25 protein-coding genes are annotated in these 15,631 nt (G+C 64.1%); all 25 read right to left on the bottom strand.

The window, feature by feature from the left end:
- Position 1 precedes the first annotated feature (1 nt).
- Positions 2 to 607, bottom strand: coding sequence for a hypothetical protein (locus FSW06_RS12170; RefSeq protein ID WP_010120137.1), 606 nt, complete (start codon positions 605 to 607; stop codon positions 2 to 4).
- Positions 600 to 803, bottom strand: coding sequence for a hypothetical protein (locus FSW06_RS12165; protein WP_139024447.1), 204 nt, complete (start codon positions 801 to 803; stop codon positions 600 to 602). The genes FSW06_RS12170 and FSW06_RS12165 overlap by 8 nt, the downstream gene beginning before the upstream one ends.
- A 107-nt stretch (positions 804 to 910) precedes the next feature.
- A protein-coding gene (locus tag FSW06_RS12160) for an IS3 family transposase (RefSeq protein WP_139024623.1) occupies positions 911 to 2,160 on the bottom strand; the annotation gives its coding sequence in 2 pieces (ribosomal slippage) (positions 911 to 1,872 and positions 1,872 to 2,160; 1,251 coding nt in all).
- 192 nt (positions 2,161 to 2,352) lie between these two features.
- On the bottom strand, positions 2,353 to 2,643 hold the full coding sequence (locus FSW06_RS12155) for a hypothetical protein (RefSeq protein ID WP_010120146.1): 291 nt from the start codon (positions 2,641 to 2,643) through the stop codon (positions 2,353 to 2,355).
- Positions 2,643 to 2,957: a hypothetical protein gene (locus FSW06_RS12150; RefSeq protein WP_029449395.1), complete on the bottom strand. Its 315-nt coding sequence runs from the start codon at positions 2,955 to 2,957 to the stop codon at positions 2,643 to 2,645. The genes FSW06_RS12155 and FSW06_RS12150 overlap by 1 nt, the downstream gene beginning before the upstream one ends.
- 17 nt (positions 2,958 to 2,974) lie before the next feature.
- Positions 2,975 to 3,403, bottom strand: a complete 429-nt coding sequence (locus FSW06_RS12145) for a Gp19/Gp15/Gp42 family protein (RefSeq protein ID WP_010120149.1) — start codon at positions 3,401 to 3,403, stop codon at positions 2,975 to 2,977.
- A gap of 352 nt (positions 3,404 to 3,755) precedes the next feature.
- Positions 3,756 to 4,682: a phage major capsid protein gene (locus FSW06_RS12140; RefSeq protein WP_010120150.1), complete on the bottom strand. Its 927-nt coding sequence runs from the start codon at positions 4,680 to 4,682 to the stop codon at positions 3,756 to 3,758.
- A 131-nt stretch (positions 4,683 to 4,813) separates the two neighbouring features.
- Positions 4,814 to 5,248 carry a hypothetical protein gene (locus FSW06_RS12135; RefSeq protein ID WP_010120152.1) on the bottom strand — a complete coding sequence of 145 codons (435 nt, stop codon included), beginning with the start codon at positions 5,246 to 5,248 and terminating at the stop codon, positions 4,814 to 4,816.
- A gap of 24 nt (positions 5,249 to 5,272) precedes the next feature.
- Positions 5,273 to 6,649, bottom strand: a complete 1,377-nt coding sequence (locus FSW06_RS12130) for a head maturation protease, ClpP-related (RefSeq protein ID WP_010120154.1) — start codon at positions 6,647 to 6,649, stop codon at positions 5,273 to 5,275.
- Positions 6,642 to 8,225: a phage portal protein family protein gene (locus tag FSW06_RS12125; RefSeq protein WP_010120156.1), complete on the bottom strand. Its 1,584-nt coding sequence runs from the start codon at positions 8,223 to 8,225 to the stop codon at positions 6,642 to 6,644. Before FSW06_RS12125 ends, FSW06_RS12130 begins: the two co-directional genes overlap by 8 nt.
- The gene (locus FSW06_RS12120) at positions 8,167 to 9,726 is read right to left on the bottom strand and encodes a phage associated protein (protein WP_010120157.1); all 1,560 of its coding nucleotides are present in this window, start codon (positions 9,724 to 9,726) and stop codon (positions 8,167 to 8,169) included. The genes FSW06_RS12125 and FSW06_RS12120 overlap by 59 nt, the downstream gene beginning before the upstream one ends.
- Positions 9,683 to 10,018 (bottom strand): hypothetical protein, encoded by a 336-nt coding sequence (locus FSW06_RS12115; protein ID WP_010120159.1) that lies wholly within the window; start codon positions 10,016 to 10,018, stop codon positions 9,683 to 9,685. The genes FSW06_RS12120 and FSW06_RS12115 overlap by 44 nt, the downstream gene beginning before the upstream one ends.
- 183 nt (positions 10,019 to 10,201) lie before the next feature.
- Positions 10,202 to 10,939: an AAA family ATPase gene (locus FSW06_RS14815; RefSeq protein ID WP_010120161.1), complete on the bottom strand. Its 738-nt coding sequence runs from the start codon at positions 10,937 to 10,939 to the stop codon at positions 10,202 to 10,204.
- A gap of 14 nt (positions 10,940 to 10,953) precedes the next feature.
- Entirely contained in the window at positions 10,954 to 11,403 is a 450-nt protein-coding gene (locus FSW06_RS12105; protein WP_010120162.1) for a hypothetical protein, read from the bottom strand.
- Positions 11,404 to 11,817: 414 nt separating this feature from the next.
- Positions 11,818 to 12,393 (bottom strand): hypothetical protein, encoded by a 576-nt coding sequence (locus tag FSW06_RS12100; RefSeq protein ID WP_010120164.1) that lies wholly within the window; start codon positions 12,391 to 12,393, stop codon positions 11,818 to 11,820.
- Positions 12,390 to 12,701, bottom strand: a complete 312-nt coding sequence (locus FSW06_RS12095; RefSeq protein ID WP_010120165.1) for a hypothetical protein — start codon at positions 12,699 to 12,701, stop codon at positions 12,390 to 12,392. Before FSW06_RS12095 ends, FSW06_RS12100 begins: the two co-directional genes overlap by 4 nt.
- 125 nt (positions 12,702 to 12,826) lie before the next feature.
- Positions 12,827 to 13,126 carry a GlsB/YeaQ/YmgE family stress response membrane protein gene (locus FSW06_RS12090; protein WP_010120167.1) on the bottom strand — a complete coding sequence of 100 codons (300 nt, stop codon included), beginning with the start codon at positions 13,124 to 13,126 and terminating at the stop codon, positions 12,827 to 12,829.
- A 63-nt stretch (positions 13,127 to 13,189) separates the two neighbouring features.
- Positions 13,190 to 13,441, bottom strand: coding sequence for a lipopolysaccharide assembly protein LapA domain-containing protein (locus tag FSW06_RS12085; RefSeq protein ID WP_010120169.1), 252 nt, complete (start codon positions 13,439 to 13,441; stop codon positions 13,190 to 13,192).
- 28 nt (positions 13,442 to 13,469) lie between these two features.
- A complete protein-coding gene (locus tag FSW06_RS12080) occupies positions 13,470 to 13,667 on the bottom strand; it encodes a CsbD family protein (RefSeq protein ID WP_010120170.1) in 198 nt (65 codons plus the stop codon).
- Between the two features lie 213 nt (positions 13,668 to 13,880).
- Positions 13,881 to 14,084, bottom strand: a complete 204-nt coding sequence (locus tag FSW06_RS12075; RefSeq protein ID WP_010120171.1) for a cold-shock protein — start codon at positions 14,082 to 14,084, stop codon at positions 13,881 to 13,883.
- A 253-nt stretch (positions 14,085 to 14,337) separates the two neighbouring features.
- Positions 14,338 to 14,625, bottom strand: a complete 288-nt coding sequence (locus tag FSW06_RS12070) for a hypothetical protein (RefSeq protein WP_010120172.1) — start codon at positions 14,623 to 14,625, stop codon at positions 14,338 to 14,340.
- On the bottom strand, positions 14,622 to 14,837 hold the full coding sequence (locus tag FSW06_RS12065) for a hypothetical protein (protein ID WP_010120173.1): 216 nt from the start codon (positions 14,835 to 14,837) through the stop codon (positions 14,622 to 14,624). The genes FSW06_RS12070 and FSW06_RS12065 overlap by 4 nt, the downstream gene beginning before the upstream one ends.
- Positions 14,834 to 15,028 carry a hypothetical protein gene (locus tag FSW06_RS12060; RefSeq protein WP_010120174.1) on the bottom strand — a complete coding sequence of 65 codons (195 nt, stop codon included), beginning with the start codon at positions 15,026 to 15,028 and terminating at the stop codon, positions 14,834 to 14,836. Before FSW06_RS12060 ends, FSW06_RS12065 begins: the two co-directional genes overlap by 4 nt.
- Positions 15,021 to 15,419, bottom strand: a complete 399-nt coding sequence (locus FSW06_RS12055; protein WP_010120175.1) for a hypothetical protein — start codon at positions 15,417 to 15,419, stop codon at positions 15,021 to 15,023. The genes FSW06_RS12060 and FSW06_RS12055 overlap by 8 nt, the downstream gene beginning before the upstream one ends.
- Positions 15,416 to 15,622, bottom strand: a complete 207-nt coding sequence (locus FSW06_RS12050) for a hypothetical protein (protein ID WP_010120176.1) — start codon at positions 15,620 to 15,622, stop codon at positions 15,416 to 15,418. The genes FSW06_RS12055 and FSW06_RS12050 overlap by 4 nt, the downstream gene beginning before the upstream one ends.
- Positions 15,623 to 15,631 lie beyond the last annotated feature (9 nt).

The raw sequence follows: 15,631 nt of genomic DNA, 5'->3' as shown, positions 1-15,631 counted from the left end.
CCTATTCCCCCTCAGAACCGCCACCCTGCTTGAATCGGGTGATCTCCGGGTTCACGTTCGTGGCATCCTCATCGAACGTCGCACGCTCGTACAGGGCACCATCAGCGTCCTTGCGGACCTCCGCAGTGAACTCGGTGGACGACGCGCCGTCATCGTTCTTGTCCATCGAGGAGGGGTAGATGTTCGCCGGGACGCGGGACACCTCGATCAGCGCCTTGCCGTGCTGGTTGGTGGTCTTGAACGCGATGACCTTCTTCGCGTCCTCCGGGGCGAGGACGATGGTCACACCGCCCTCGTTGTACTTCGAGTTGGGGTACAGGAGACCGAACGTGGTCGCCGTATCCTCGAGCGCGGTGAAGGTTCGGGTGTCCTTCTTGAACTTCTGCTCAGTGGTGATCAGCTGAGCGCCCCATCCCTCGACCTCGTTACGGTCAGCGTCGCGCTCCTGTCCGATGGACGAACCGCCGGCGAGCATGCCGACCTGCAGCCACTCATCACCGAACGTGCCGTCAGCCTCGATCTGCGCGTCCTCGTTGTCCGAGACGTAGACCTCAGCGTTCTTCCAGATGTTGACGTTCTTCTCGACGTCGACCTTCTCGTCAGCCATCGGGGTTCACTTCCTTCCTGTTGGTGGCCGCCCGCACTGTGACGGCCGCGACCCAGCAGCCGAGCTTCACGTCACGAGCAGTGACCAGCCCAGCACCGGGGAAAATGGAAAGACCCCGCACCGTCGCGGGGTCCAGTAGGTACGCATCGATCAGGGTGGCGAGCTGCCGGGCGCCAGGCTCGTCTGCGGCGTACACGCAGCACCTGACGTTCTCCCGGGTCCACGCCCGCTCCGTGTGGGGCGTCCCATCCCCCACGACCGTCACCGGGCCCGAACCCCGGATGGTGGACACGGGGATGTGATTCAGGATACGAGTCGGAGTCTACCCGAACTCCGGGCCTCGTAGACCTGTGGCGAGAGGTACCTGCACCAGGAATGCCGACGAGTTGTGTTGTAACGCACGCACCACCGGAACACGTCCCGACGGCACACCAACTGGTTGGCGAAGGTCCTGTCGTCTTTGAGGACCTCACGTTTCAGTGCGGCGTTGAACGACTCCGCCAGAGCATTGTCCGCGCTCGTACCGACCGCCCCCATCGACTGCCGGACTCCGAGCTCCCGGCAGGCTTTCTGGAACGTCCCGGAGGTGTACACGCTGCCGTGGTCGGAGTGGAAGATCGCCCCGGCGAGACTCCCGCGTTGACCGGCCGCCGAGTTCAGTGCATCGACGACCAGACTGGTGCGCATGTGGTCGGCGATCGCGAAGCCGACCAGCCGGCGGGAGAAGCAGTCGATGACCGTGGCCAGGTACATGTTCGACCCGTCGGATATCGGCAGGTAGGTAATGTCACCCACGTAGACCTTGTTGGGGTCCTCGGCGGTGAACCTGCGGTTGACGAGGTCGGCGAAGACCCGTCGGGACGTATCGGCGACGGTGGTGGTCACCCGTCGGCGCCGGACGTACCCGGCCAGGCCGTTGGTCTTCATCAGCCGGGCGACACGCTTATGGTTCACCGGCTGTTGTGCGTCGACGGGTACGTCATCGCCGAGGTCACCGAGGTCCCCAAGGTCACCGGGGTCGGCGACATCGTTGAGTTCAGCGGCGATGCGCTTGGCTCCGTAGCACCCGTCGTGATCGTTGAAGATGACGGTGATCCTGGCTGCCAGCAGCGCATCGTCACAGGTGCGTTGGTTGCGTGCGGGGGTTGAGGCTTTCCACTTGTAGTAGGAGGACCTGTTGAGGTTCAGGACCTCGCAGAGCCGCTTGACCGGGTAGTCGGTGCGGGTGTCGTCAACGAACTTGAAGCGGCTCACCAGTTCGTCTCTTCCGCGAAATACTTCGCGGCCCGCCGCAGGATGTCGCGTTCCTCCCGGAGTCTGGCGTTGTCGCGTTCGAGCTGTCGGATCCGTTCAGCATCGGTGATCACGGCTGCCGGGGAATCGTCGGTGCTGCCGGCCCGCGGGTTGGCGGAGAAGCGGGCGACCCAGGCTTTGAGGGTGTTGCGGTTGATCCCGAGTTCGGCGGCCACGGATTTCAGTGACGCGCCTTCGGTGGACTCGTAGAGGGCGACGGCGTCACGTTTGAACTGCTCCGAGTAGGTCTTCAGGGGCATGGTGGAACACTACCTTTCTTTCCCGGCGCATCGCCGGGGTCAGGGTGTCCACCACACGGGGGTCAGGCCCACCGCAGGGCCATCCCTCGGAGACCACCCGTCCGGCAGTTCAGCCCGGACCGGGCCAGCGATTTGACCGCGGAGAGCCTGGCGGATCATCAGCGGGGCATCCTGCTGCACAAGCACCAGGCATCACCTACCCCTCGGATAGCGGTGCACATCGGCACCCTCCTCGGCAGCAGACCGAGTGAGAGTGCCGTGCTTCGCCTGAATCGCCAGCCCATTCGGCTCCGTCAGGGCAACCATGGCCACCGGCCGGCCATTGCGGTCCACCAGGTTCTCCGAATTCGCAGACGCGATCTCGGCAGGCACCCGGCCCGCAATATTCCGGCCCGCAGCGTAGACGGTCTGATCCAGCATCCCGAAGATCACACGAGCTCCCTCCGGGGTGATGCGGACCGTCGCACCATTGCGCTTCGCCATCAGCCCTCACCTCGCTTCGCGATGAAGACGACAGACGGGCGATGCCGGGCCAGTACCGGGCGCCGATACATCGACCAGTTATGCGGTGGCTCCGACACGCGGAACAGCACGCCCCGGATCCACACCTCAGACCTGGCGGTGACCCGAGTACCGGCAGGGGCGAACACGCGCAGTTCGGTGAACGTCCCGTCCTTGTCCCGGGCCACGTCCTCATCGAGGACCAGTGGCTGCACCCGGCACGTCACCGTCACCGGATCACCACCGCCGACGAGGTTCCCGTCATCGTCCGTGGTCGGCCGATCCTGAATCGTCACCGGCTCGAAAGCTCCGTTCATCGAAGCCTCCGCTCCGGCCACCGCCACGGAGCAGGGAACCTGCCGGACGGCAACGCCGACACGCCGAGCCCCAGTTCCTTCCGGTGGGCGTTCGTCAGGATCAGTCGTCCGAACGACACCATCACCGGGAGATCCGTCCGCAGTGTCCGGGAATCCGACTCGGCACCCGTCGTGGACGACGCCGAAGCATCACCCACGTTCGGGCCGATGATCACCGCAGCAGCCACCATGTCCCGGATCACCCGGGCCGCAGCATGCTCCACCCACGGGATCTTTGACTCCACGTCGAAGTCACGACCCTCGCGGGCGAACGCGTCCCGAATGATCTCCTCGGCATCGCCGATGAGTAGTCCCACCCGGGCCGCTTCCTCCGGCGGGATCGGCGTCGGCAGGCGACTGGTCACGTCAGTCAGTGAGACAAGCATCGTGCCTCCCTCCTGGCTCACCGCAGCGCGGCGATGAGATCCTTCTTCGACATGCCCTTCGGGTCGACGCCCCGGGCGACCGCATACGTCCGCCACGAGTCAATGCTTGCGGCCTTAGCGGGCCGCTTCACCGACGGACAATCCGGCGCCGGAGCATCCGACACAGCGTGCTTCGGCTCCGGGGCAGGGGCAGGCGTCGGCTCCGGAGCGGGCTGCAGATCAGCGTCCACAGCGATGCCAGACCGCAGCAGCCAGTCCCGCTTCGGATGATCCTCAGGGATCTGGTCACCAGGACGGTACCAGACCGTCCGCCCGTCTTCCCGAGAGGGCCAGGCGATCCGGGCGGTCAGGCTCACTTCTCGATCCCGGTGAGCTTCACGACCGCCAGCGGGTTATCCACGGCGAGGACGCGGTGCCGGAAGGCATCGACACGCCAGGACTGGTTCGGGCCACCGTAGGTCTGCTCCCCACCCTCGCTGTAGAGCGGGGTGAGGGTGAGAGGCTGCGCCTCGGACACGAAGCCGGCGACACCGGACTCCATGATCATCACGTCACCCTCAGGGATCCACGGGCTGGTGACCACGCGGAGACCAGCGAGGGTGGCGGGCTGGATACCCTGGTAGATCGGGTTCTCGATCGCGGCGTTGCCGTTGTAGAACTTCTGCACGTTCTCGGAGAACAGTGCGAGGTCCAGGGTCGCGTCGTTCAGGACGATGATGTCCGGCTTGTAGCCCATCAGCGCCTGCTCATCGTCCGGGGACTTCGCCGTGGAGATGAGGCGCTTCGCCTGGCGGATGTCCCGCATCGGGTCAGCGTCGGCGGACTCCCAGTCGGAGGCGACGGCGAGCTGCTGCACGTCGGCGGCGTCGAACGCCTTGAGGGACGCCTCGACACCGTTCTTGACCATGGTGTTCTGCAGAGCGGTGGTCTGCTTGGTGAGCATGTCGATCTTGTTGAAGCGGCGCATCTCCCAGGAGACGCGGATCGCGAGGGCTTCCTTCGCGCCGACGATCTTGTTGAGCTTGCCGCGGTTCAGGTCGGAGACCGGGATCTCGGCGAACTCGGCGACGTTCTCCGCGTCGTCGTTGAGGTACGGGCTCGCAGCCTCGCGGTAGGCGACGACACCGTCGTTGCTGCCGCCGTTGCGGAACAGGGCTGCCTCGAGGAAGGCTCCGTCGAGGTTCTCGAGGACTCGCTCCGGGATGAAGGTGGGGTCCTTGATGGCCTCATCGACGGTGATCGTATCGCCGCCGAAGGCCGAAGTGAGATGGTTAGCCATTCTGGCTGTCCTCCTTATGAGGGGGTTTGGGTATGCGAAAACCCCCGCCCCTCGCGAGGAGGGTGGGGGTTGTTCAGTGCAGGTTGGGGCCGGTGAGGCCCGCTACCCCAGGGTCAGGGGCAGCGGGCCGCCTATTCCCCCTCAGCAGCTCCGCCACCGTTGTCGGCAGCGCCGCCAGCGAGGACAGACGGGTGGAACAGGTGCACACGCACCAGGCCACCCTCCGTGGCGGAAGCGGCGACGCCGACCTTCACGGAACCGGACTTCGCGACCTCGCCACCGTCAGCGGCGAACACGTCACCGTCGAGGGTGAAGTCATCCTTCGTGGCGATCTTCACGACACGCTGCGAGGTCTGAACCCGGACGAAGCGGGGAAGACCATGGTTGAGGACGTTGTCCTCCGGGGTGCCCTCCGGCTCGGCGGACTCAGTGACCGCGCCGGCCGGGAAAGTGCCCTTGTCGTTGTGCTGGACCTTGCCGTCCACCGTCTTGACGAGGTGGAACTTCTCCACCAGTGCGCCCGCCTCGCGGGTCAGGTCACCAGTGCGGAAAGTGGGGTTGGACATAATGTCCCTCCGTTTCGTTGTTGGTTAGAGCCGCGGCTTCGGGAAGAGGTTCGCCCGGGCCGCACGGTCACGCAGTGAAGCGTGAGCGGCGGTCTCGGTGTCCTCGCGGTCCTGGCCGTGGCCGATCTCCCGGACGGGGATGGTGTTCTTCGGGTTGGATCCGAAGTTCTTCCGGGCGGCCTCCGGGTCGCGGTGCATCTCCTTGATGGCCTTGGACCGGAGGGCGACGTTGATACGGCCGTCCTTGATCCACTGGTCCACCTCGGCGACGCGCTCGGCCTCCTGAGCCTTGTTGTAGGCTTCGGCGCCGAGTGCGGCTGCTCGCTGCAGCTCGTTGAACGTGTCCCGGTCCAGGGTCACCCGATCCGGCTCAGGGTTCGGCTCAGAAGGCTCCTCGGAACCCTCATCGGATGCGGCCTTGACGGTCACCGTGACCGACAGTTCCAGCGGCTCATCGCCACCGGAGACAGCCACCGTGAAGTCTGCCGAATCGCCAGGGTCGACCGAAGACGGGGCAGTCACCGTGAGCGTGCCGGTGGTCTCATCGACCTCCGCATCCCACTCCTCCGGCGACTCCGTCAGCTCGAAGGTGACACCCTCGGGAACTTCGCCCTCCGGTTCGACCGTGACCTGCCCGGTCGGTACAACGTCGATGTCCTCCGGGTAGGTGAGGTCCACAACGTTCGTGACCTTCAGTTCCTCGTTCTTCACCTCGCGGGCGAGAGCCGCCCGGATGGTGTTCTCGTCCAGCCCGGTTTCCCGTGCCAGGTCAGCAAGCGCACTCATGCGCTCCTCCTTCCGCCCCGCAGGGCTGTTGACAGTGGGCGCCGGGGCAGCCCGGCGACCCGCGTACCGGAACGATGCGAGGACCGGTGACCGGCCCAGCGCCGCGGGACGCTTCTCCGCGTCCTGCTTCCGGCCGTCCTCCACCGCATCCGCCAGACCGGCGTCCACGGCCTCCTGAGCGGAGAACCATGTCTCCGCCTTCATCTGGTCGCGCCACTCCCCCGGATCCCCGCCGGCCTTCTCGGCGTAGATCGAGGCGAGGTTCGCGGAGATGCGGTCCAGGTCCGTGATCGCCTTCTGCATCTCGTCCGCGTTCCCACCGACGAAGCTCATGGCCTCGTGGATCATGATCTCGGCAGTCGGTCGGACGATGACTCGGTCCGCACCGCCCACGGCGATGAACGACGCCGCCGAAGCAGCCAGCCCCTCGACCACCGCGGTGACCACCCCATCGTGAGCACGCAGAGCGTTCATGATGGCGAGACCCTGATAGACATCCCCACCAGGGGAGTTCACCCGGATGGTGAGGTCACCGTCAGCATCCGTGATGTCACGGACCACCTGGTCGGCCTGCACCTCCCAGCCGATCTCCCCGTAGATCAGCAGGTCACTCATCCTGCACCTCCTCCCCCGGCGGCTCGCCGGGATCATCACCAGTAGCTTCCGCCGCCTCCGCAGCAGCCTTCTCCGCCTCAGCGTCAGACAGCTTCGGATCACGGACCGTCACCGGCTCCTTGCCGGTGTGCTTCACCGGAGGAAGACCAACCGCGGCAAGGGATGCCTGCGGATCAAATCCAGCCCGGAACAACCCCGTCGCGGCGGTCACGAGCTTGTTCATCTCGTCAGGGTCCATCGACTTCTTCTTGTCATCCGGCGGCGGGGTCGACCCATCCTTCACCGCCTCCTTCAGCGGTCGCTTAGCCGGCAGGGAGAACGTCCGTCGGATGTGCTCCTCGAGATCCTTGTCAGACTGGATCACCGGCTTGTCACCACTCGTCAGCTTCGAAAGATCATCCGCCGTCAGCTCCTTCTTGCTGGCGATCGGATCCACCACAACCCGCGGGGCGACACCCTCATACCCGGGGAACGCCATGTCCACCAGATCCTCCACCACATGCTGGGTGGCAGTGTCCGCGATCCAATCCGCGATGGTCTGCAGGGACTGGATGAACAGATCCGACTGCGTCTCCGCGAGCGCGTAGGAACCACCCTTGCCCTCTAGGTTCAGGAAGTGCGCCAGCACCGCCTTAGCCATCTGCGAATCGTGGTAAGCAATAGCCTCCCGCGGGCTGACGAGCTGACCAGACACGCCCTGAATGTTCAGCTTCGCCCCAGCCGGGACGGCGCCACCAGCGAACTGCCCAGCGCGGATCCCCTCCGCGAGTTTCTGCCCGCGCTTCAGATCCGACTCCGGGTCGTTCGTCAGCTGGGAACCCTCATAGATCGGGACGCCCATGCCGTTGCGCTCGAGAACCTGCGCCTCAAGCCTGAGCATCTGGTCACGCAGTCGCCAATGCTTGTACGCCGGTCTCAGTACTGACGTGCCGGTCCACGAGGTGTCCGTCGGCGAGTGGACGTACGCCACCAGTCGATCCACGGGGATCACCACAGCCGACGCCCGCGCCTTCCCCACCGACACACCCGGCTGCTCGATCGACTCGAGACCACCATCGACAGCGACGTTGACCTTCGACAGACTGCCCGGGAACCGCGGAGCCAACTTCCTCAGATGCATCCGCCCATCCGAACCCGGCGTATACACCTGCTCGAAGAACATGCACCCGTACTGCAGAGCAAGAAGCACCTGCTGCAGATGCTCCGACCACGACACCCGACCACGCCGCCGACCCACCGGCTCATGCGGATCCTCACCCAACACCGGCAGACGAAGATCATCCGCCACCAGGGCCACAACCTCAGGCGGCGCCCCATTCGGATCCAGCCGCCAGTCCGCACGCTGAATCGGAAGATCAATCGCCTTCAGGATCGACGTGACCTGAGCATCCTCCCGGCCCATCTTCGCGAATACCTCAGTGGACCGGGGGAACCGTAGATCCCAGTTGTCCTCCGCCGTCCTACCGGCAGGCGATGACAGTGCGTGCCCGATCTCCGAGTCCACTGTCTGCACGAGATCAGAAGGCGAGTGCCGATGCTGCTGCCGCGACTGGCGCGGCCGAAACGGATTCCACATGCCCCACGAACCTCCTCGTCATCTTCACATCACCCGGATCATCCGGGATGCCGAACTCGGTCAACCCCCACGCCGCGAACGCTGCCGCGACAAGCACAGACACGACCGGCTGCACTTCCTTGAACGCTCGACCCCGCTCAGTCCCCGGCCGGAACTCAGCAACCTCCGCAGCCTCCGCCCACCTGGGGTCAGCATCATGCGTCAGCGACCCCTCAGCGAACAATGTCATCAGCAGCTCAGTCGCCGCCACCACCTTCGGCCACGACAAGCACTCCGGCTCGATCTCCGCCTTCTCCAACGGGTCAATGATCGTCGACGCCGGCCCCTTCGGATCCAGCACCACCGCACACGGATCAACCGCATCCACCGTCGCCTTCACCGCAGTGACCACCGCCTGCCGGTCGAACTCCTCCACCGGCCCCAGAGACAGGTGCACGCCACGATCAGTGCGCACCGCAAGGACCAGGGCAACACCCTCGCCCGCCGGGGCGACCGCCGCACCCAAGCACGCCGGCACACCCTGAATCGGATATGACGCCGTGGCAGCCGACCAGGCCGCCGGATCCAGAACGAAGTCATGCGACTCATCACCAACCGTGACGAACCACTCACCCCAGCCCAGCATCTCCACGCCGAAACCAATCTCCGTCAGCTTCGACCGCAGCGACCGGACCTTCTTCTCCGTCGCCACCACACCATAGGAAGGGTTCGCCAACTTCCACGTCTCCGGATCATCCGGGTCCGCACCCTCCGGCGCCCGGAACTCGCTGTACAACATCCCCTCAGCCTCACCCGCAAGAGCCTTCTCCCGAACCCGAGACAAGTTCATCCCCTTCGGATGATCCGCCTGATTCACCGCCGACGACGTGTAGTACGTCTGCGGATCCGGCGACGCCAACTGGATAGGAGCCAAAGAGTCCAGCTCACCGGACTCGAGGTTGTACGCCTCATCCAGCAGCAACAGATCCACCTGATCGAAACCACGACCCATATCGTTCGACCGCGTAGTGAACTGGATCTTCGCACCGTCAGACGTTTCCATCTCAGCCTCACCCGCCGACGCCGTATTCCGCGTCAGCCGACGCGCCGCCCACTTCCGCGACTTGATCCGCTTCCACAGTCGGTTACGGATCGACTTCGCCGTAGCCCACCGCTGCGCCGTGAAGATGATCTTCTGATGCAGGACGAACATCCGGTACAAGATCACGACCTCGAGGATCAGGGACTTGCCGTTCTGCCGCGGGCAGATCAGCACCACATCCTGATGCAACCAGTGGCCCTCACCATCAGTCGCAAGCGACAGGCGCACCTGCTGCTCCTGCCACGGCATCAGACGGATCCCGAACCGGCGAGCAAGCTCAATCGCCTTCTCCCCATGCTCCCCACCCGAACCGGCAGATATCAGAACCTCTGGCTCCTGCCGGCCCTCCAACGTCGGCCACTCCTCAGCGACCACATCAGAGACCAGCGAGTCCGTCCTCCTCTTCACCTCCTCGACCATCGCCCTGCCTCCTCTGAATCTCCGTGAGCAACTGCCGGAACACTGTCGAAAGCTGCCGAACCTCAGACACCGCAGTATCCATCTTCAGAACCAGCTCGCCCTCCCCGGTGAACACCCGCGTCCACGTATCAACGTCGCCCCGGACGATCCTGTGGAGCCGATCCAGACGATCCTTCGCCCGGCACGCCTCCACGATCAGTGCCCGCGTCGGACCATCATCATCCGACAACGACAACGACGCGGAGAGTTCCCGGCCGCCAACATCGAATTCGTCGCCCTCTTCCCAGCTCACAGGCCCTCCTCACACGCATATTGACCGCATACCAGATGCATAACTTTTACGACCCTGAATAAAATTGCCACTCAGTGGGGCGGCGGGGCCGAGTGGCCGGGCCTACCCCTCCAAGATTCTGAGGTTTTCTGATTTTCAATCTCGGTGTGCAGCAGGTTCGAAGCCCGCCGTGCAGCAGGTCTACTACCCGAGCCAGTCCCACCCGGTGGGGGCCTCCGGCTTTCCCTCCCGGGTCGTGGCGTTCTCCCGTAGTGGTGAGCGCTCGTCGTGGCCGTCTCCTCGGCTGCGGTTGCAGGTGCGGTGGAGTAGGCGGTCGGCGGGGTTCTGGCCGTGGTGCTTGAGGTCTCGTGTGTGGTCGGCCTCGAGGGCGGCGCCGTCGAAGTTCTGTGCGGGGTTCTTGTGGAGTGGTTTGCCGCAGAAGGGGCATGGTGTGCCGTCTACGAGGTTGTAGAGGAGGCGTTGGCGGTTGCGGCGGTGGTTCCAGTCGTATCCGCGTTCGTGTGCCTGTTTCGGCTTCATCTGTTCGTCTTGCTGTTGGTACCAGCGTGCGGCGACGGCGTGCATGTGGCCGGGTCGCTCGTGCTTGATGCGGTGCATGACGATGTCTTTGCCTGGGTCGACTACGTGGATCTGTGCTCCCTCGCGCTTGTAGCGGTCGAGGGTGGACTGCGCGGGTGTGGAGTGGATGATCCACACATCTGTGTTGGTGGCGTGCTTCTGGGCCTCACGTATCGCCGCGTCCCGTGCTGCCTTGGTGATCTTCTTCACCGCAGTGGTGTGCTCGTGGTTCGCGGGTGCGAGACCGGATAGGGCGTTGGCGAGCACGTCGTAGTCGATGGTGATGTCGCCGGGTTTCCGGTGCTCCCGGATGTAGGTGCTCTTCCCTGCGGCGGGAGGGCCGATCACGATCTTCAGTGCCATCGGCCCGTCACCTCCTAGTCACTCACCGGCACCGCTCCGAAGTAGGGGAACCAGTAGACGGCGTGCTCTTCATCCATCGGGATGCCCTGCCCGGGTTCCATGACCCCACCCCAGTGGAACGGTAGGTCGCCCTTGCGGAAGGCTCCGCCGAACTGCGTCTCGTAGATAGTGCAGTCGGGGTGCTGTTCCCAGAAGCTGTCGAGGCTGTCCTTGTTTCGGATGATCTCGAGGCGGTGCGTTCCGGCAGCGACCAAGGCGTTCGGGTCCGCGGCAGATCGTGCCTGCCGGTCTTTCCAGTCATCGCGGACTCGCGGCGTCACTTCGTAGAACATTGTGAAGGCCGGCTGCGCGGAGAGCCTTTCGTCGTCCACGCTTCCCTCGATGTCCCATGTCCTGATGTCGATCCGTTCTGCGAGGACCGGATCGTCGTGCTTGTGGATTGGGTAGTGGATCTTCTTCGCCACTTATTCTCCTGTCGATTCTGCGGGGCTGGATTGCCCTGCGTGTCTGACATTAGAGGGTGGGTCGCGTTGTCTAGAGGGTCTGTGTGGTTCGTCCCGGTGTTGGTCCGGGCTGTCGCAGCGTCAGGGTCCGACAGGAGGGGGTGCCACTGTAGTGGCGGGCTGCGGTGGTCACTGGACCACGAACCGGTGTGTGGTGGCTGATGCGGGTCAGCATCGGCGGGGAGCAACACCCGTCGCCGATGCTTCGCCGGACGAGTCACCACAACATCCCGAAAGGGCCCCGGTCGTGTCACCGCCAGATGTGCGGCCGGGGTTGGCGCACGCAAAAACCCCGGTCGGTCTCCTTGATTGGAGTCCGCCGGGGTCGCGTAGCGCTAAGGCGATTGTACATCACGTCTGGACATTTTTGGTAATCTACCCGCTGACCTTGCGGTTCTTGTATTTCACCTGGCTGGTCTTGTACTGCTTCACGCCTGCGACGGTCCACGATTCGACGTGGTTTCGCTGGCACCACTTCTGCACGCCGGCGGGGGTTCGGCCGGTAGCTTTGGCGATCTCGTCGGCGGTGGCGAAGTCCGGGAGTAGGGGCCGGTCGGGTTGTGCTGGGTGGAGTCTGGCGGCGAGTTCTGCGGTGAGGTCGGCGAGTTCGTCGGTGCAGTCCTGTGCCCAGTCTTGTGCGAGGAGGGTTTCGCGGTGGCGTGAGAGCCAGGCGACAAGGATGTTCACGCGGGCGCCGGCAGGGTATCCGGTGAGGTGTGCGGTGGCGACGAGGTTCTGGCACCAGCCGCGGATACGGGGTTCCACGTCAGTGACGATGTAGTCGAGGTCTGCGATGGGTACGGGGGGCTTGCTCTTGCCTCCCTTCGGTGCCGCTCCCTCGTTGCCGCTGTAGCTGGCGGCGGGGAGGGCACTGTCGTCGAGGTCGTCGAGGAGTGTTCCGGTGAGGCCCGCGAGGCGCCGGAGGAGGAGTCGGAGGTCGTCTGGGGTCACTGGTTTTCCTCGTGGTGTTCCTTGGCTTCGGTGGCGTCTGCCCGGGCGTCCTGCAGTTCGATCTTCAGTGACTCGATGATGCCCTGCAGTTTCTTCGTCTTGGTTTCCTCTTCGAGCCATTTCAGTCGGAAGTGGTCGGCCTTCGTTTCTGCTTCCCTCCTGAAGGTTTCGGATTGCTGCTGGGAGTGCCTCAACCCCTCGGATTCCTGCTCCGCGTTGGCTAGGTTGGTTTTCAGGTCGGTGACTTGCCGGCGGTAGATCTCCATCATGGCGAGCATGGTCTGGTCCAACTGCTCGTACTCGATCATTTCCCCTCCTTCATGGAAGAAGCCCCGCACGGTGGCGGGGCTGGGGTGGTCGGGAATTCGGGCATAAGTGAGCCCCCACCGCAACGTTCTTGCATGCAGGTGGGGGCTGAGGTCGGAGCCTGGCGTTAGCGCTTTCGCGTCACCAGTCCGACGATCCACAGGAGGATCACTGCGCCGAGGAGGCAGGTGAGGAAGCTGAAGATCCAGCCACTGCCGGCAACATCGACGCCGAACAGGGTGAGGAGCCAGCCACCGAGGAATCCTCCGATGACACCGACGACGATGTTGAGCACGATGCCCATCGACGCGTCGGTCTTCATGATTTTCGACCCGATCCATCCGGCGAGGCCGCCGATGATGATCCAGCCGATGAATCCGAGCGGCGGGGCTGAACCCGCTGCGAGGATGAGAATGTCATTGTGCAACTCGAGCCCTTCTTTCTCTATCTGTTCGGCCGATGCGGGTCATTTGGGCATCGGCGATCTGGTTCACTTCCTGCGTCGCAGAGCGACGAGGGCCGACACGCCGAAAGCGATGAGGACACCTCCGATAGCTGCGACGAGTAGCCCGACTGATAGGGGGAATGCGACGCTCCACCCGAGGAAGCCCATGTCCACCTGGTCAGTGTTCTGGCCGATGAGGATGGCCAGCACAACTGCCAGGAGAACTACGAAGGCTGTCGTGGCGACGAGGCCGAAAGAGCTACGCTTGCGGTCTTTTTTCGGTGACACGTCAGTCATTTCTTGAGCTCCTCGCTTGAAGAGTGATCTAGTTTCCGGTGATCTTGTTGATACCTTCGGAGATCTTGTCTTTGGCTTTCTCGACTGCGTCCTTGACGCTGGCCTTGGCCTGGTCAGCTTTGCCTTCACCCTTGAGCTGGTCGTTGTCGGTGGCATCGCCGGCAACTTCCTTGGCCTTGCCTCCGAGATTTTCGGCGGAGTTCTTGGTCTTGTCTTCGAGTCCCATGATTGGACCCCTCTCTTCTAGGTGGGTTAAGAGCACCTTCCATGCTAGGAAGCTCGGCTGGTTCGGCGCCGCCATCTGGTCAAACTGTTACCGAAGTGTTACATACTGCAGCGAATCTGGGCACAGTGGCGGGGCTATGGCGGGAGGTGCTTCGAGCACAAGAAAACCCCCACCGTTCGACGAGCGGATCGGCAGGGGTTTTCGGGGGTGCTACTACGCAGCGTTTACAGAGACGGCAGCAGGGCCTCGGTCGCCCTGCTCGACCTCGTAGGTGACCTTCTGGTTTTCCTCGAGGTTGCGGAATCCACCGCCCTGAATCTCGGAGTAGTGGACAAAAACGTCAGAGCCGCCGTCGTCGGGGGCAATGAAGCCAAATCCCTTTTCCGAGTTAAACCACTTTACGGTGCCGTTGATCATAACATTCCCTTCTTTGAGAGCGGAGAGGCAGTCGCCGTACTCCGGGTCGACCGAAATGTTTCAGATTGAATCAAATCGCATCCTTAAAACAACTTCCGCGAATTTGATTCCTCCTTGACTATCGGGAGGGATTAACGCATCGAAAACTGTAACCAGGAAACGACGTTACACCTTTCCAACCGTGCGCGCAACGCTCGGCGCGATCGACCTGTGTTCCAACCTCGATCACAAGAATCCGCAGACACTGAGGCACTCACCTTCCTCCACCTCCACGGGTCCGACCATGCGACGGGGCGGCGGACAGGGCAACGGGCGGGCACGCTCCGCAGCACGATTCGGGGCGCATCACCTCGGGGTGGACCCGGCGGACGATGGACTCAATCCGCTGGTCGTTTTCGATGCCGATGTCGTGCCGGTCGTCGGTTTCGATGATGAGGTCTTCGTGGCGGCGCACATCACGCCGCAGCACGTCCACCACCACGCCGAGGACGATGCACCCGGCCATGGCGGCGGCGGCGAGGATCATGGCTGCGATGGTCATGCGGTGGCCTCCTGTGCGGTCAGGCCGATCAGGAACACTCCGACGCAGAGAATGCTGACCACGGTGACGAGGAACCGCCCCGCCCGTTGGCGATCCCCCCGGTCGCCGCACTCCATCATCGTCAGGTAGTTGATGACGGCGAGGAAGGTCGTGATTCCGGCGGCGATGGTGAGGGCAAGGCCGAGTGCGAACAGTGCGGTGACGATGCTCATTCTGTTGCCTCCTTGAGGGCTTGGCGGGCGGCGCGGACCTGGGGGCCTGTGGCGACGACCACGGCGGGAAGGTCGTCGGCGGAGATGGTGTGAGCAGTAAAGATGCCGTGCCACGGAGTGCCCATCAGTACAGCGCCACGGTCGAGGGCTTCCAGCTCCTCCACGGTGCGGATGATCTGCGGGTCACTCACCGTCGACCACCTCCGGGGCGGTGACGTACCGGCGGACGACGGTGCCGCCGATCTCGTGGGCGACCTGCTCGGCGGTGAGCTTGGTGTCGGTCCACACGAGGTCGCGCCCGTAGTAGAGCTGCGTCAGACTGCCCTCCTTGGTCTGCACCGCGTACTCGGTCTTCATCCCGGCGATGGTCTGCGCCAGGGCCGGGGCAGCGGCGATCAGGCCCGTGTCAGCCTGCGCCCGCTCCTCCGAGCACGCAGGTTCGGCGGTCATGATGTGGTGCCGGTCGGTGGGGCCAGCGGAGACGACGACGGCGATCGGCGTCCCGTCCCGGTCGCGGCGCTTCTTCCACGGTCCGGGGGTTGCTCCGTCGAGGAGGGTCTGTGCCTGGTCTGGGGTGATCATGCGATCACGACCTTTCCGTCGGCGCGGACCAGGAGGTCCCAGACGGTGACGATGCCGCCGCGGCGTGCCCGGCGGCGCACGTGCCTGCGGAGGGTCTTGACGGAGCGGTCGGGCAGGTTCTTCTGGTCGATGCGGTCGGGCCAGATCGTGGCGATAGTCCAGCCGATCTGCACGGCGGGCTGATTGTCGATGGTGCGGGTCATGCTTTTGCC

The organism is Corynebacterium nuruki S6-4, from assembly GCF_007970465.1.
GTDB lineage: Bacteria > Actinomycetota > Actinomycetes > Mycobacteriales > Mycobacteriaceae > Corynebacterium > Corynebacterium nuruki.
This window is presented reverse-complemented; position numbering and strand designations above follow the sequence as displayed.

Coding starts and splice junctions, on each gene's coding strand:
- FSW06_RS12170 (WP_010120137.1), bottom strand. CDS start 607: ATGGCTGACGAGAAGGTCGACGTCGAGAAGAACGTCAACATCTGGAAG.
- FSW06_RS12155 (WP_010120146.1), bottom strand. CDS start 2,643: ATGGCGAAGCGCAATGGTGCGACGGTCCGCATCACCCCGGAGGGAGCT.
- FSW06_RS12145 (WP_010120149.1), bottom strand. CDS start 3,403: ATGCTTGTCTCACTGACTGACGTGACCAGTCGCCTGCCGACGCCGATC.
- FSW06_RS12140 (WP_010120150.1), bottom strand. CDS start 4,682: ATGGCTAACCATCTCACTTCGGCCTTCGGCGGCGATACGATCACCGTC.
- FSW06_RS12135 (WP_010120152.1), bottom strand. CDS start 5,248: ATGTCCAACCCCACTTTCCGCACTGGTGACCTGACCCGCGAGGCGGGC.
- FSW06_RS12130 (WP_010120154.1), bottom strand. CDS start 6,649: ATGAGTGACCTGCTGATCTACGGGGAGATCGGCTGGGAGGTGCAGGCC.
- FSW06_RS12125 (WP_010120156.1), bottom strand. CDS start 8,225: ATGTGGAATCCGTTTCGGCCGCGCCAGTCGCGGCAGCAGCATCGGCAC.
- FSW06_RS12120 (WP_010120157.1), bottom strand. CDS start 9,726: ATGGTCGAGGAGGTGAAGAGGAGGACGGACTCGCTGGTCTCTGATGTG.
- FSW06_RS14815 (WP_010120161.1), bottom strand. CDS start 10,939: ATGGCACTGAAGATCGTGATCGGCCCTCCCGCCGCAGGGAAGAGCACC.
- FSW06_RS12095 (WP_010120165.1), bottom strand. CDS start 12,701: ATGATCGAGTACGAGCAGTTGGACCAGACCATGCTCGCCATGATGGAG.
- FSW06_RS12085 (WP_010120169.1), bottom strand. CDS start 13,441: ATGACTGACGTGTCACCGAAAAAAGACCGCAAGCGTAGCTCTTTCGGC.
- FSW06_RS12080 (WP_010120170.1), bottom strand. CDS start 13,667: ATGGGACTCGAAGACAAGACCAAGAACTCCGCCGAAAATCTCGGAGGC.
- FSW06_RS12075 (WP_010120171.1), bottom strand. CDS start 14,084: ATGATCAACGGCACCGTAAAGTGGTTTAACTCGGAAAAGGGATTTGGC.
- FSW06_RS12070 (WP_010120172.1), bottom strand. CDS start 14,625: ATGACCATCGCAGCCATGATCCTCGCCGCCGCCGCCATGGCCGGGTGC.
- FSW06_RS12065 (WP_010120173.1), bottom strand. CDS start 14,837: ATGAGCATCGTCACCGCACTGTTCGCACTCGGCCTTGCCCTCACCATC.
- FSW06_RS12055 (WP_010120175.1), bottom strand. CDS start 15,419: ATGATCACCCCAGACCAGGCACAGACCCTCCTCGACGGAGCAACCCCC.
- FSW06_RS12050 (WP_010120176.1), bottom strand. CDS start 15,622: ATGACCCGCACCATCGACAATCAGCCCGCCGTGCAGATCGGCTGGACT.